The sequence below is a fragment of the Devosia sp. LC5 genome, assembly GCF_000735585.1.
In the GTDB taxonomy this organism is placed as follows: Bacteria; Pseudomonadota; Alphaproteobacteria; order Rhizobiales; family Devosiaceae; genus Devosia.
In genome coordinates, this window is the sequence record NZ_JNNO01000043.1 from 199420 (window position 1) to 214100 (window position 14681).

Below are 14681 nucleotides of genomic sequence, written 5' to 3' on the forward strand. Positions count from 1 at the left end.
GGCGGTTTGTCGACGCACTGCTTCTGGAAGGTGACGGGCAAAACGAGACGGGTCTACATCGCACTCTCGAACTGCGTCTGTCTATGAATCTCGGACGTCCGACGGCCGACGCCGGCTGAGCAAGAACAGGATCAGAAGCGCAGCGAGGGAGCATATTGTGGCGACACCAAGGAGAGCTTGGCTTCCAAACCTGGTGAGTAAACCAACAAGGATTGGAGGGGACGCGGCAGAAATCAGGTTGAGTGGCAACGCGATGCGCGAAGTTGCCTTCGCGAACTCTGCTTTGTCATAAAAAACCAGGGGGATTGTGGCCCGGGATACGGCTAGAGCGCCGCTGCCCAAGCCATAGAGCAGAATGAAGCCGCCGATTGTCCAGTACGTGGCGTCGCCGAAGATGAGTAGGAGCATGGCGAGAGGCAGGCCGGCACCGGCGACGAGCCCGGTCGTGATGCCGTCCCATCGCCCACCACCGATAAAGTCCAATCCGCGAGCACACACTTGAATGACGCCCAGCAGCGAGCCAAACGCAATGGCTTGCGACGTCGGTAGTCCCTCGGCTTGCAGGAGTTCTATTAGTACGGCAGCTAACCCAAAGGTCACAAAGGCATTCAGTGCAATGGCAATCACCATCAGCACGAACGTGCTTTTGCGCGGGATAGTCGCGGCAACCGCCGCTGCTAACGTGGCTTGCGCGCTCGCGGATGACCGTTGCGGCAAGCCGAAGAAATAGAGCGGCACGCACACGAACACCATCACCGCACCGTAAGTGAGGCAGGCGCCACGCCAGCCAAATGTTTCCGAAAGGAATGCCGTGGTCGGCCAGAAGATACTGCTGGACAGGCCGGTCACCAGCATGAGGGCGCCGATGGCACTCTTGGCGCTAGGGCCGGCGACTTCATTGAGCATGATATATGCGGCAGTGGTCAGCGTCGCACTGCCGGCTATGCCAAGGAGTGCCCAAGCGATAAAGTAAAGCACCGCGCCGTCGGAAACCGACAGCATAAAAAAGCCAAGCGCGGCGAGAGTGCCTCCAGCAATCATTATCTTGGGGACGCCAGTCTGTGCGAAGGCGGGCGTAAGCAAGGGCGAGCATAAACCCATGACGACGTATAGGATTGAGCTACCAGCAAAAACTGCTGATAGGTCCAAGTCGAGGTCGGTTGCAACCTGCCTTCCAATTACGGCCGGAAGGCTAACCGTACCCCACCCTATGACTTGCGTTATCGCGAGTACAAAGAGGGTACGGATGATTTTTGCATCAAAGCCCGAAAAACGCATTGCCCGACCATCTCAAACAGATCGCTGCTCTATCAGGTTCGGGATATCAAGTAGATGACACCTGTTGATCGATCACGCCGTTGGACAATCCGCGCTCGATGCAATGGCAAGCCGCGTCCGGATCTGGGTGTGATCAGCGCGACTTGGAATGGCTGAGGGGGTCGGGAACAGCCATTGGACCCTCGGAGCTCCGCTCAGGGGCAAACCTGGAGGTGCTCGCGCTCCTCATCCGAGCTGAAGCCCATCCCCCAATTGCGCATGCTGAGCAATACCGGCTCGAGCGAGCGGCCGAGTTCTGTCAGCTCATACTCAACCCGTGGCGGCACTTCAGGATAAACGATGCGGTTGATCACCCCATCGCGCTCCAGTTCGCGCAACTGCAGCGTCACCATGCGTGCGGTCGCATTTGGAACCATCCGGCACAGTGCATTGAAGCGCAATTTGCCGTCGAGCAGGTGAAACAGGATCACCGGTTTCCACAGCCCTCCGATCACCGAAAGGGTCACTTCCACCGCGCAACCGGTGCGGCCGGCTCTGCGGCGTGGGCGGGTCAGGATAGGGGTGCTATCATTCATGATAGTACATGTTGCCTTTGTACGTACTGTTCCTGGATGCATTGAAGACCTAGTTTAGGCTGGGAAACAAGAGGAACCTGCAAATGAAAGCTGCCTGGTATTCAAGCAAGGGTGCCGCCCGCGACGTATTGCAAGTCGGCGAGTTGCCGGCGCCACAGCCCGCGCCTGGCGAAGTGCTGATCCGCGTCCGCGCCTCGGGGGTCAATCCGTCCGACACCAAGGGTCGCAGCGGCAGCGGCGCCCCGGCCTTCCCTCAGGTCGTGCCCAATCAGGACGGCGCCGGTGAAATCGTCGCCGTGGGCTCGCCCGAACTCGAAAGCCGTATCGGTGAGCGCGTCTGGTTCTACGAGTCCCAGCTTGGCCGCTGGAACGGGTCCGCCGCCGAATATACCACGCTCCCCGCCTGGAAAGCCGTACACCTGCCCGATGGCGTCAGCTTCGAAGAGGGTGCCTGCCTTGGTATTCCCGCCATGACCGCCTATCGCTGTGTGTTCGTCGATGGTCCGGTCACTGGCAAAACCGTGTTCGTTTCCGGTGGTGCCGGCGCGGTCGGCCGTTACGCCATCCAGTTCGCCAAGCTCGGTGGCGCCCGCGTCATCGCCTCGGTCGGCAATGACGAGGCCGCCGCATCAGCCACCGCGGCCGGCGCGGATCTGGTTCTCAACCGCCATACTGATGATCTGCCTGCCCGTATCGCCGCCTTCACTGGGGATAGCAAGGGCAGGGGTGTCGACCGTTTCGTCGAAGTCGCCTTCGGCGCCAATCTCGAGCTGATCGGCAAGACCCTGGCGCCCAGCGGCGTTGTGGCTACCTATGCCAGCGATGCCGTGCCTGAGCCCACCCTGCCATTCTGGCCGATGATCTTTCTCGACGCCACGATCCGCTTTGTACTTGTCTATGTCATGCCCGCCGAGGCCCATCTCGAAGCCGCCGCCGGCATCAACGCCGCGCTTGAGGCCAATCAGCTAACCCACCAGATCGGCCGCGTCCTGACCCTCGGGGACATCGTCGTCGCTCACGAAGCAGTCGAACGCGGTGAACTCGGCAAGACGATTATTACGCTGGGCTGAAGGGTGGGGGGCTCAAGGCAGGTTGCACATCGGCAAGCCCCGCAGCCGCAGTAGCAGCAGGCCGAGGCTGAGTTGGGGCGTGGGCGTCATGGCCGAAAACGAATCCTGTATTCAGGCCGGCTTGCGGCTCGACCAGTAGAGCAGCGCACCGGCGGCAAGCAGCACGACCATGCCGATATGCGGGCCGATATTGATCAGGTTCCCGGGCGAGCCGGCCGAGGACAGCGCGCGGTTGACCTCGGCGAACTGGGCAGCGGCAGGGGAAAGAAACCAGCCGAACAGCACTGTGACTACGCTGGCAACCAGACCCGCTAGCGAGAGGATATTGCGATAGGGCGCCAGCTGGGTGACGCGACCCGAGGCGGCGGCTGCAACGAAAATCAGTAGCGCCAGCCAGGCGACCCAGCCGGCCGCGGCAAAGCCGTTGAAGCTGCCGGATTGGTCAAGGCCCAGGCCCATATTGGTCGAGATGCTGACAAAGGGGAGCAGCAGGCCGAGCAGCGCCAGCACGGTGGCGGAAGCGGCTAGGCCAAAGCCGGTTCCGGTGGCCAGCGTGACCAGTTGCTGCAGGGTGACTTGTGGGGTGGTGTTCGGCTCGGACATTGAATCAATCCAATCGCTGAGATGACAATCTCATTATCACGGAAGCGTCAGTGTTGGTCGAGGACCATTTTGCGGCGCCGGACGATCTCGCGGTGAACAGTCCGGCAACCTTTCCTAATGATTTGCTAACCAAATGTGCGCAATCCCCGCTGTTCCCGCTACTCCCACTGGACAGGAACAAAGGATGAACTTATAAGAACATTATAGCAACACGGGAGATGCAGATGCTCACTTTCATCAAGGACTTCGCCGCATTCGTTACGCTCGGGGCCTTCACTATCGGCTCGCTAACCTGGATGGATGTGCTGACCCGACTCGTGTGACGCTGCCCTGTGGATTGCGGCGCCAAACGGTTTCGCGTTCCGCCGCGGCCTGTCACAAAGGCAGGCTAGGAGAGCATTCATGAGCGGCCCCGGCTTCATCCATCTTCACGTCCATTCTGCCTATTCGCTGCTGGAAGGCGCATTGCAGCTGGACACGATTCTCAAGCTGGCCAAGGCGGACAATCAGCCCGCTTTGGGCATTTCAGACACGAGCAACCTGTTCGGGGCGCTGGAATTTTCGGAAAAGGCCAGCGGCAAGGGCATTCAGCCGCTGATCGGGGTGGAACTGCCAATCGACTTTGCCGCCAGCGAGGAGCGCGTCAGCGAGCGCGGCCATGTGGCCTGGTCGGGCAAATCCAGCGTCGTGTTGATGGCGCAGACCGAATTGGGGTTTGAAAATCTCTCCCGCCTGGTATCGCGCGCCTATCTCGATGGTGAAGGCGGCGCGGCTACGGCGCGGCTCGACTGGCTCAGCCGGGAAGGGCTGGAAGGCCTGATCTGCCTCAGTGGTGGTCCCGAAGGAGCGATCGATATGGCCTTCGCCCAGGGGCAGGACGCCAATGCCACGCGCCGGCTTGACCGGCTGGCCGCGCTGTTCGGGGATCGTTTCTATATCGAATTGCAGCGGCACGGCCGCCCCCAGGAGGCCGCCGTCGAGCCGCGGCTAGTGGACTATGCCTATCGCAAGGGCATTCCGCTGGTAGCGACTAATGAGCCCTTTTTCAAATCGATTGCTGAGGCCGAGGCGCATGATGCCTTGCTCGCGATTGCCGGGGGCACGGTGATTGCACAGACCGAGCGGCGCAAGCTCAACGACCAATATTATTTCAAGACGCGGGCCGAGATGGTGGCGCTGTTCTCGGATTTGCCCGAAGCGCTGGATTCGACGGTCGAGATCGCCCGGCGTATTGCCTATCGGCCGCTCAAGCGCAAGCCGATCCTGCCCAAATTCGCGGCTGCGCCCGATTTGAGCGAGGACGAGGCGGTGGCCGCCGAGGCGCAGGCTTTGCGTGAGATGGCGGTAAGCGGGCTGGAAAGCCGGTTCAAGACCGGGGTGATCGACCCGACCAAGACCGAGCAGGAATATCGCGATCGGCTGGAATTCGAGCTCAACATCATCCAGTCGATGAAATTTCCCGGCTATTTCCTTATTGTGGCTGATTTTATCCGCTGGGCAAAATCTCAGGGTATTCCGGTGGGACCGGGCCGAGGCTCGGGTGCGGGCTCGCTGGTAGCCTATGCAACCACTATCACGGACCTCGATCCGCTGCGCTACAATTTGCTGTTCGAACGCTTCCTCAATCCGGAACGCGTGTCGATGCCGGACTTTGATATCGACTTCTGCCAGGACCGCCGCGAAGAGGTGATCCGCTATGTGCAGAGCAAATACGGCTTTGAGCAGGTGTCGCAGATCATCACCTTCGGAACGCTACAGGCGCGCGCCGTGCTGCGCGATGTGGGGCGTGTGCTGCAAATGCCCTATGGGCAGGTGGACCGGCTGTGCAAGCTGGTGCCGGCCAATCCGACCGATCCGTGGTCGATCGAACGGACGATGAATGAGGAATCCCAGTTCCGCCGCATGGTCGAGGATGACGAGACTGTGGGCGAATTGGTGGCCATCGCCAAGAACCTGGAAGGGCTGTTCCGGCACGCTTCGACCCACGCGGCCGGCATCATTATCGGCGACCGGCCCTTGCAGGATCTGGCCCCGCTCTATCGCGATCCGCGCTCTGATATGCCGGTTTGCCAATATAATATGAAATGGAGCGAGGCGGCGGGGCTGGTCAAGTTCGACTTTCTTGGCCTCAAGACGCTGACCACGATCCAATATGCCGTCAACATGGTCAACCAGGACGGCGGCAGCCTCCGGATCGAGGATATCTCGATCGACGACGAGCCGACCTACAAGCTCTACCAAAGCGGGGATACGTTCGGCGTCTTCCAGGTGGAAGGCGGCGGTATGCGGCGCGCGCTGGTCGATATGAAGCCCGACCGTTTCGAGGATATCATCGCTCTGGTGGCGCTCTACCGCCCCGGTCCGATGGACAATATTCCCCTGTTCTGCGCTCGCAAGCGCGGTGACGAGGAGATTGAGTATCCCCATGATGCGCTGAAATCGGTGCTCGACGAAACCTATGGCATCATCGTTTACCAGGAGCAGGTGATGCAGATCGCCCAGTTGCTCTCGGGCTATTCGTTGGGCGAAGCCGATATGCTGCGCCGCGCCATGGGCAAGAAGATCAAGGCGGAAATGGATGCGCAGCGCGAGCGTTTCCGCGACGGCGCGATCAAGTTCGGGCTGACCAAGAACCTGGCCGATACCATTTTCGACCTGCTCGCCAAGTTTGCCAATTACGGCTTCAACAAGAGCCACGCGGCGACCTATGCGCTGGTGAGTTACCAGACCGCCTATCTCAAGGCGCATCATCCGCATGAGTTCTTTGCGGCCTCGATGACGCTCGACATGGGCAATACTGACAAACTCTCCGAGTTCCGCCGCGAGGCGGGCAAGAAGGGCATCGAGATCGTGCCGCCTTGCGTCAACAAGTCGGACGTCCTGTTCTCGGTCAAGGACAAGACGGTTCTTTATGGGCTCTGCGCCGTCAAGGGTGTGGGCCGGCAGGTGGCAGAGCACATCGTGGAAGTGCGCGGCGATAAGCCCTTCAAAGACTTGGGTGATTTCGCGCGGCGCGTCGATCCGCGTATGATGAACAAGCGGACGCTGGAAACGCTGGTCAGCGCGGGGGCGTTCGATGAATTGGCGCCGCGGCGCGAACTGGCTTTTGCCGCCATCGAAACGGTGATCGGCACGGCCCAGGCATTGGCGAGCGAGCGCAATGAGGGGCAGTGGAACATGTTCGACACCGGCGAGCCGGAGCCGTTCAAGCTGCCGGCCGGGGTGCCGGCCTGGACCACGACCGAGCGCGCTGACCGCGAATTGGCGGCCATCGGCTTCCATCTGTCGGCGCATCCGCTGGATGCTTATTCGGATCTGTTCGAGCGGATGCGGGTGCAGCGCTGGAGCGATTTCGAGCGGGCAGTGAAGGATGGCGCGTCGGCCGGCCGGCTGGCCGGGACCATTGCCGCGCGGCAGGACCGGCGTACGCGCAAGGGCACGCCGATGATGATCCTGACCCTGTCGGATCAAAGCGGCAGCTACGAATGTATCGCCTTTTCCGAGCAGATCAACGAATTCGGCAGTCTCTTGCAGCCAGGCAAGTCGGTGATCCTTATGGTGGGCGCGGACGAGCGCGCCGAGGGGATCAGCGTGCGACTGCTATCGGCCGAAGCGATTGACGGCATTGCCGAAAAGGTCGACCGGCGGCTGACCGTGTTTGCCGCCGACGCCAAGGCGCTGGGCCCGATCAGCAGCCAGCTCAAGCGGGGCGGGGAAGGCTCGGTCAATTTCGTGGTAATCCGTGACGGCGGTGCGCGCGAATACGAGATCGAACTGCCCGGGAGCTATCGGCTGACGGCAGAAGTAGCCGGCGGCATCAAGGCGCTTGATGGCGTGACGGATGTGCGGTTCCACTGATGCTTGGGCATGTCTCGCTCGGTGTGCGCGACCTGGTACGAACCGCCATATTCTATGACGCCGTGCTTGCCGCGCTGGGATATGTGCGGCTTTGGACCGGCGAGGACGGCCTGGGCTATGGCAGCGCCGGTGGCGGAGAGAAGCTCAATATTTTCGAGCGAGCAGGGGCCTCGCCACCCGGCGAGGGATTTCATCTGGCGTTCGAGGCGCCAGACAGAGCCGGAGTGGATCGCTTCCACGCCGCAGCCTTGGCCCATGGCGGCATGGACGCCGGCACACCGGGCCTGCGGCCGCACTATGGCGCGCGTTATTATGCGGCCTTCGTTGTCGATCCGGAGGGCACAGGCTTGAAGCGGTGCATCAGTAGTGCCCCTTCCGTCTGTAGTGCGCTGTTTTAGCTAGGATTTACGAGGGCCGGCGAGGCGCCCAGGCTCGGCGGAGAGGAAGGCGGCCATTCTGGCCTCACCTCTGCGGGCGACGTTTACGCCGACGCTCCACGGTACTTCGCCAGTTTTGTACGTGCGTTTTCGTTTCGAGCCAAATTGGCCAATTCGGATGGCACGACGCGCCGGCCAACTGGCCACAACGATATGCCGGCGAGCTTGAATGATTGCAGGCCGAACGGGATGCCTATCAACGTGAGGCAGCACAAAACGCCGGCTACAAGATACGCCAGGAAAAGCAAGAAGCCGAATGTGCAGGCCCAGATCACGTTGACAATAAGGCCCACGGTGCCGGTAACCGCTGTGGTTGCACTCAAGCCCTTGCCGTCAAGCTCTCTGATGTGAACAACATCCTTGCCGAATGGCCATGCGGAAAGCTGAGCCATCTGTAGCGCCGCGATAGTCAGCGGGATACCAATGATCGATAGTGCGAATACGGCTGCCCCAAGCAGCCATAGCAGCGCGGTATACCACCCGCCCAAGACAAACCAGATAACGTTTCCTGCAAATCGCATATTCAGCCCCACGCGTCATCTTCGACGCTCAACTCTTTTATTCAGAGAATTGATTTCATGAAACGGCATTCATCGGATTTGTTGTGAAGTGGAGTGGTGGCGGTGTATTTTCGAGGATCGGGCGCATCCCCCCTTCACAATGCATCAGTCCCCCAGCTCAATCCACACCGGCGCATGGTCGCTGGCATGCTCGGCGCCACGGACATCGCGATCCACATCCGCATCCACCAGCTTGCGCACCAATGGCTTGCTCACCAGCAAATGGTCGAGCCGCAGGCCGGCATTGCGGGGCCAGCGGTTCCGCATATAGTCCCAGAATGTGTATATCGTTTCGTCCGGATGGATCTTGCGGATAGCGTCCGTCCAGCCTTGTTCGATGAGCCTTGCAAACAGCGCCCGGCTTTCCGGCTGCACGAGGGCATTGTCGCGATAGGATGTGGTTTCGTAGATATCGCGCGGCGCAGGCACGATATTATAGTCGCCTGCCAGCACCACAGGCAGGCCGGTGGCAAACAGCTCGGCAGCGTGGGCAAGCAACCGCTCGGTCCAGGCCAGCTTATAGGCAAATTTCGGTCCGGGCCGCGGATTGCCATTGGGCGCGTAGAGCGAGGTCACGATGACTCCGTTGACGGCCGCTTCGATATAGCGCGCCTGCTTGTCATCCTCATTGCCGGGCAGGCCGGTCCGCGTCAGCACCGGTTCAACGCCTTTAGCGAGGATGGCGACGCCGTTCCAGGCGGTCTCCCCGTGCCACACCGAGCCATAACCGGCATCGGCCAGTGCTCCCGCTGGAAACTGCCGTTCATTGGCCTTGAGTTCCTGCAGGCACACCACATCCGGCGCCGCCTCGGCCAGCCAATCCATGAGATTTGCCAGGCGCGTATTGATGCCGTTGATGTTGTAGGTGGCGATTTTCAGGGCGTGATCCGCCCGATCCAGGCCTCGATCGTCTCGACCATGGTGTTCATGTGGTCGGCGGCGGAAAAGCCCGATATCGCCTTGCGCGGCTTGAGGTCATGGTCGCCATCTTCAAGGAATTTCACCTCGATATTGGCGGGCAGCCCATAGGTGGCGACTTCGTCGGGCACTCCGAATGGATCGCGCGTACCCTGGACGATCAGCGCCGGCGTCTGCAAAGCGATCAGATGCTTGGTGCGGAGCTGGTCCGGCTTGGCCGGCGGGTGGAAGGGATAGCCGAGGCACAGCAGCCCGGCGATCCGCTTGGCAGCAAACAGCGGATCGGCCACCATGCTGGCCACTCGCCCACCCATGGATTTGCCGCCGATGATCAGCGGGCCATTGGTGGGGCCCAGATCGTCCACGGCCGCGATGAATTCGGGCATGACCTTTTCCGCGCGTGGCGGCGGCTTGCTGCCTGCTTCGGTGCGCCGGCCGGCCATATAGCCAAATTCGAAACGGGCAACGCGCAGCCCTTTGGCCGCCAATAGCCGTGCCGCGTTCGCCATCCAGGGGGAATCCATCGGCGCTCCGGCGCCATGGGCCAGTAGCAGCGTGATGCGGGCGTCTTCGGGGCCGTCAAAAAGAAAATCCGTTGTCATCTAGCCTGCCGATTTCCGTAAATGTTGGTCCGCCACTGCAATGCCGGCGCGGGCGCGCTTGGCCCAGTCCGAAGTGGCGTCGAGCTCGAGATAGCGGCGCCAATAGTGCCGGGCTGCCGCAAGATCGTCCGTGTCATAGGCAATGGCCGCCAGATTATAGACCGCGTCGGCATAGCTCGGGTCCAGCTCGACGGCACGCGCCAGGTGTTGGCGGGCAGGTTTGAGCTTGCCAGCATCACGCAGCAGGCCGCCATAGTTGAACCAGGCCTCGACGAAGCCGGGATCGCGCTTGAGGGCGGTGGCATAGGCCAGGGCCGCCTCATCGGGCTGGTTGAGGGCGCGCAGGCAATTGCCCAGGTTGAAGGCGGCGGTGGCGTCGCTGGGGTCGATGGCCGAACAATGGGCATAGAGCGTGGCGGCTTCTGCCAGGAGACCCCCTGCCTCGGCGGTTTCGGCGAGGCCGAAATAATCCTCGGCCTCGTCCTCGCCCTCAGGCAGGGCGAGCAGGCGCTGGCCATCGAGTTCGGAGAAGGAATGGGCGTCCTGGGTGACGATCTTTTCGGCGCCGCTCGAATGCAGCGTCAGCGCGGTGAGCGAGCCGACCGGGCCGATCTGATGGATGGAACGCGCCACAGCGCTCCAGACCGCGCCGCTCGCCAGCAGGCCGGCATATTTCTTCGCAAGAATGACATCACGAAACGAGAAGGGTTCGGCGGGATGCTCGAAGGCATCGAACAAAGCGAGCAGGTCAAAAATGGGTCCGGCCAGGCCCGATTGGTCGAGAATGGAATGCCTCGTTATATTGGCAGACGGAACCGGGGGCAGGGAGCCGAGCAGGCGCAGAAAGCCGTTTTCGCTCAGGGTTCTGGCAGCAGCGGGCACTGCCCGTACCCGGCGCTCGATCTCGGCTTCGTCATGCCGGGCCAGCAGCGTCCGGCCGAAAACCACACACGTCGTGGCGCGGGTGACATTGCGGTGCAGCCGCCCGCCATGGCTTGCGACGCGCCTGGCGGCCAGCCGGAGCGGGAAGGCCTGCAGGGCGCCGATGACGCCAAAGCTCTCCCCGCTCAAATCCATGCGCGTTTATGCCTTTTTCTTCGATGCCGCCTTGGGTGCTGCGCCCTTGGAGGCTTCCAGCGCTGCCTTCAGCGAGGCTTTGACCGGGGATTCCTTAGCGGCGGGGGCAGCCTTGGGCTTACTCTTTGCAGCCGGCTTGGCCTCGCCAAGACTGGCCTTGAGGGCATCCATCAGGTTGATGACATTACCGCGTTCGGGCGCTGCCGCAATGATCGGATTGTGGCCCTTGAGCTTCTCGCGGATCATGGCCATCAGCGCCTGCTCGTAGCGATCCTCATAATCCTTGGGATTGAAGGTGGTGACCTTCTGCTCGATCAACTTTTGCGCCAGGTCGAGCATTTCGGGATCAGGATTGCCGACCGGGATGTTGTCGAAATATTCGGCCGTGCCGCGAACCTCATTGGGGTTGCGCAATGTGGTGACGAACATGCCGGTTTCGCGGGCGCCGATGGTCACCACGCGCTCGCGGCTGGTCAGCACCAGCCGGGCAATGGCCACCTTGCCGCTTTTGCGCAGGGCTTCGCGCAGCACCACGAAAGTTTCCTCGGCCATGGCCCCGTCGGGCGCCAGGTAATAGGGCGTGTCCTGATAGAGCACATCCACCTCGCCGGCATCGACAAAGGCCTCGATATTCATGGTGTGGTTGGATTCGATGCGGACCGCGTCGATATCGGCATCATCGATGATGATGTATTGCTTGGGCTCGTATTCATAGCCGCGCACCAGGTCGCTCCGCTCGACCAGGCCCAGTTCGGGGTCCACCGCTTTCATATTGATGCGGTTATGGGTTTCCTTGTGCAACTGATTGAAGCTGATGCGTTCCGAGGCACTGGTTGCCGGAAACAGCTTCACCTGACAGCTCACCAGGCTCAGTCGCAACTGGCCCTTCCAACTTGCTCTCGCGGCCATCTTCGCCTCCTACGCGCGAATGACTTCCTCACCACAAGAAATCATGACGGCAAATCCCGTGCGGACTCGTTAATTTCGGCCCAGGGGTCGCCTGATGTGGTTAACAGACCCGGAAGCGAAGAATAATTGAGGTCGACCGGAGAGTCGATGGACTCCAGATCGCGCCAATCAATTGGTGTCGATGCTGGCAAATGGGGCCTTGCCCGCAGCGAATAGGCAGCAACAGCTGTGGCGCTACGCGCATTGCGGTAGAAATCGATGAAAATCCGGCCCTTGCGATTGTCCGCGCCCATCTGGGTGACGAAGGTATCGCGGCCGGCTGCGGCAAGGCGGCTGGCAATGGCGGAGCTGGCCTGATGCACCTGTTTCCAGCCCAGTTTTTGCGTGATGGGTACGACGATATGGACGCCCCGTCCGCCCGAGGTTTTGACGAAGGGGACCAGCCCCATGCGCTCAAGTTCGCCGCGCAGATGCACGGCGGCATTGACCACGTCGCGCCATTCCACGCCCTCGCCGGGGTCGAGGTCGAAAATCACCCGGTCAGGCCTGTCGAGATGGCTTTCATGGGTGCCCCAGACGTGGAATTCCACCACGCCGAATTGGGCCAGTGCGAGATAGCCCTTGGCGTCTTCGACCGAGATATAAGTCCGCGTCTCGTCGTCGGAATTCTTGGTCTCGAAAACCTTTATGGTCGATGGCATGCCGGTGAAGGCGTGGCGCTGGAAGAAACAATCCTTGGTGCTGCCGCTGGGGCAGCGGAACAGCGAGACCGGCCGGTTGAACAGATGCGGCAGCATGTAATCGCCGACGGCGGCGTAATAAACCGCGATGTCGAGCTTGGTTGGGCCGGACTTGCCGAACAGCCGCCGCGTCGGATTGGTGACCCAGATACCGGCCAGGTCGGCGTCCGAAATAATGCGCTTACGTGGCGCGGTGGCTGGCGTCGTCAGTTCCGCCTCGCGCAGGCCTTTGAACGTGGCGTGCCGCAGCAGGCCGTCAGTGGTGATAACGGCGTATTGGATGCGGGCGGTGAGGGTGGGGCGCACCGGCATGATTTCGGGCGGGGCGCCGTCCAGCTTGCCGGGGATGCGCATCGGCTCGAGCCGCTTGAGCAGGGCGCGCATGGTGGTGGTGTCAAAGCCGGTGCCGACCTTGCCGCGATAGTGCAGCTCGCCATCGACCCATTCGGCCATGCCCAGGGCGCCGATGCCGCCGGCCTTCTCGCTATCGCTATAGCCGGCAATGACGAAGTCTCCAGTCAGCAGCGCCTTGATCTTGAGCCAGCTGGAGGAGCGACCGCCGAGATAGGGGCTATTGCGCCGTTTGGAGACGATGCCTTCGAGGCCCCTTTCAGAGGCCAGATCGTATAGCGGGCCACCATCCCCCTCCATATGGTCGCTGTAATGCAGCGCGGAGCGGGCGTTGATATGGCCGGCCAGCAATTGCGCCAGCAGGGCCTTGCGCTTGGTCAGCGGGGCGGCCCGTAAATCCCAGCCATCGAGGTAGAGCAGGTCGAAGGCGTAAAAGACCAGCTTGTTGCCCACGCCCTCCGATAGCGCATCCTGCAATTTGCCGAAGCGGCTGATGCCCTGATCGTCCAGCACGACGATTTCGCCATCGATAATGGCTTGCTTGCAATCGAGCGCCGCAAACGCCTTGGGCAGGTCGCCATAGCGGCGCGTCCAATCGAGGCCGCCGCGGGTGATCAGGCGGGTCTTGCCAGCCTCGATAAAGGCCAGGGTGCGATAGCCATCGAACTTGATTTCGTGCAGCCAATCCGTGTCCTTGGGCGGCGCGGCAGCGGGACTGGCCAGTTGCAAATCGATCTTGTCCGGCATTGGCGCCTTGATCGCATTGGGCAGTTTACCGGGAACAGGTTTGTTACGCTTTGCCGGGGCAGGGGACGCCACCAGCTCTTCGATGCGGCGGCCGGTTTTGACGCTTTCCGGGCGGGCTGTGAGGATATCGACCTCGGTATCCATGGCCGGATCGCGTTCCTTGAACAGCAGCCAATTGTCGCGCCCCTTGTCCTCCGGCTTGCCCTTGAGGCGGGTCAGCATCCAGCCGCCATTCAGCTTTTCGCCCGCCAGGCGGAACTTGAAACTGCCCTTTTCGAGATCAGCATGCGGATCGCCCATCGGCGCCCAGACACCTGTGTCCCACACGATCATCGGCCCGCCGCCATATTCCCCTTCGGGGATCACGCCTTCGAAGTCGATATAGTCGAGCGGGTGATCCTCCGTCGCCGCCGCGAGCCGTTTGTCGGCGGGGTTCAGGGAAGGGCCCTTGGGCACCGCCCAGCTTTTGAGTACGCCATCGAGCTCGAGCCGCAGATCATAATGGTCGGCAGTGGCAGAATGCTTGTGCACGACGAAGCGATTGCCCGTGTCGCTGACCGTGCCGGATGGCTCCGGCGTTTTGGAGAAATCGCGTTTTTTCCGATAGGTCTGGAGTTCGCTGCCCATGCGGAAAAGCTACACGCCAGCGGGCCAAATGCCAGCGCAATGTTGACAGTCCGCTAGTATTAGCCGGACGGACAGCCGAAAATGCCGCCCGGCCCTGAGGCGTCGCGGTTATACGGTAACGGGCGGCCATTGGACCTTCCGAAACAGATAGAGTGGGCCAAAGGCCGCCCGTCACGATCCGCTTTTTATGCAGGGTCCGGTTCAGGCGGTACCATTCTTGCAGGTCCGGCTGCCGAGTTTCCAACCCCACTGGACAGGCGCCCCCATCCCACGGTCTCCCCACCCGGCCCTGCGTCGGGGCCGCGTAACTGGCGGGGATGGGGGTATAG

The 14681-nt window shown here is 61.5% G+C and carries 12 protein-coding genes; 3 read left to right on the plus strand and 9 right to left on the minus strand.

Going from position 1 to position 14681, the window contains the following annotated elements:
* Positions 1-81 precede the first annotated feature (81 nt).
* A complete protein-coding gene (locus FF80_RS17265) occupies positions 82-1278 on the minus strand; it encodes an MFS transporter (RefSeq protein WP_035102728.1) in 1197 nt (398 codons plus the stop codon).
* Between the two features lie 194 nt (positions 1279-1472).
* Entirely contained in the window at positions 1473-1784 is a 312-nt protein-coding gene (locus tag FF80_RS17270; protein WP_348270337.1) for a winged helix-turn-helix transcriptional regulator, read from the minus strand.
* Between the two features lie 152 nt (positions 1785-1936).
* Between FF80_RS17270 and FF80_RS17275 the strand changes: the two genes are divergently transcribed.
* The gene (locus FF80_RS17275) at positions 1937-2923 is read left to right on the plus strand and encodes an NADPH:quinone reductase (protein ID WP_035102732.1); all 987 of its coding nucleotides are present in this window, start codon (positions 1937-1939) and stop codon (positions 2921-2923) included.
* Positions 2924-3034: 111 nt separating this feature from the next.
* On the opposite strand, the gene FF80_RS17280 is transcribed toward FF80_RS17275, so the two are convergent.
* Positions 3035-3526 (minus strand): hypothetical protein, encoded by a 492-nt coding sequence (locus FF80_RS17280; RefSeq protein WP_035102733.1) that lies wholly within the window; start codon positions 3524-3526, stop codon positions 3035-3037.
* A 402-nt stretch (positions 3527-3928) separates the two neighbouring features.
* On the opposite strand from FF80_RS17280, the gene dnaE reads away from it, so the two are divergent.
* Together dnaE and FF80_RS17290 are read left to right on the plus strand one after the other, a co-directional pair.
* Positions 3929-7384 carry a DNA polymerase III subunit alpha gene (gene dnaE / locus FF80_RS17285; RefSeq protein ID WP_035102734.1) on the plus strand — a complete coding sequence of 1152 codons (3456 nt, stop codon included), beginning with the start codon at positions 3929-3931 and terminating at the stop codon, positions 7382-7384.
* Positions 7384-7782, plus strand: coding sequence for a VOC family protein (locus tag FF80_RS17290; RefSeq protein WP_035102736.1), 399 nt, complete (start codon positions 7384-7386; stop codon positions 7780-7782). Before dnaE ends, FF80_RS17290 begins: the two co-directional genes overlap by 1 nt.
* Before the next feature lie 83 nt (positions 7783-7865).
* Here FF80_RS17290 and FF80_RS17295 read toward each other — a convergent pair whose 3' ends face one another.
* From FF80_RS17295 to ligD, 6 genes are all read right to left on the minus strand, one after another.
* Positions 7866-8342 (minus strand): YccF family protein, encoded by a 477-nt coding sequence (locus FF80_RS17295; protein ID WP_035102738.1) that lies wholly within the window; start codon positions 8340-8342, stop codon positions 7866-7868.
* Positions 8343-8486: 144 nt separating this feature from the next.
* Entirely contained in the window at positions 8487-9260 is a 774-nt protein-coding gene (gene xth / locus FF80_RS17300) for an exodeoxyribonuclease III (RefSeq protein WP_035102740.1), read from the minus strand.
* Positions 9257-9901, minus strand: a complete 645-nt coding sequence (locus FF80_RS17305) for an alpha/beta fold hydrolase (protein WP_035102742.1) — start codon at positions 9899-9901, stop codon at positions 9257-9259. The genes xth and FF80_RS17305 overlap by 4 nt, the downstream gene beginning before the upstream one ends.
* Positions 9902-10978, minus strand: a complete 1077-nt coding sequence (locus FF80_RS17310) for a tetratricopeptide repeat protein (RefSeq protein ID WP_035102744.1) — start codon at positions 10976-10978, stop codon at positions 9902-9904.
* A gap of 6 nt (positions 10979-10984) precedes the next feature.
* Positions 10985-11887, minus strand: a complete 903-nt coding sequence (locus FF80_RS17315; RefSeq protein WP_035102747.1) for a Ku protein — start codon at positions 11885-11887, stop codon at positions 10985-10987.
* A 41-nt stretch (positions 11888-11928) separates the two neighbouring features.
* Positions 11929-14352, minus strand: a complete 2424-nt coding sequence (gene ligD / locus FF80_RS17320; RefSeq protein WP_035102748.1) for a DNA ligase D — start codon at positions 14350-14352, stop codon at positions 11929-11931.
* Positions 14353-14681 lie beyond the last annotated feature (329 nt).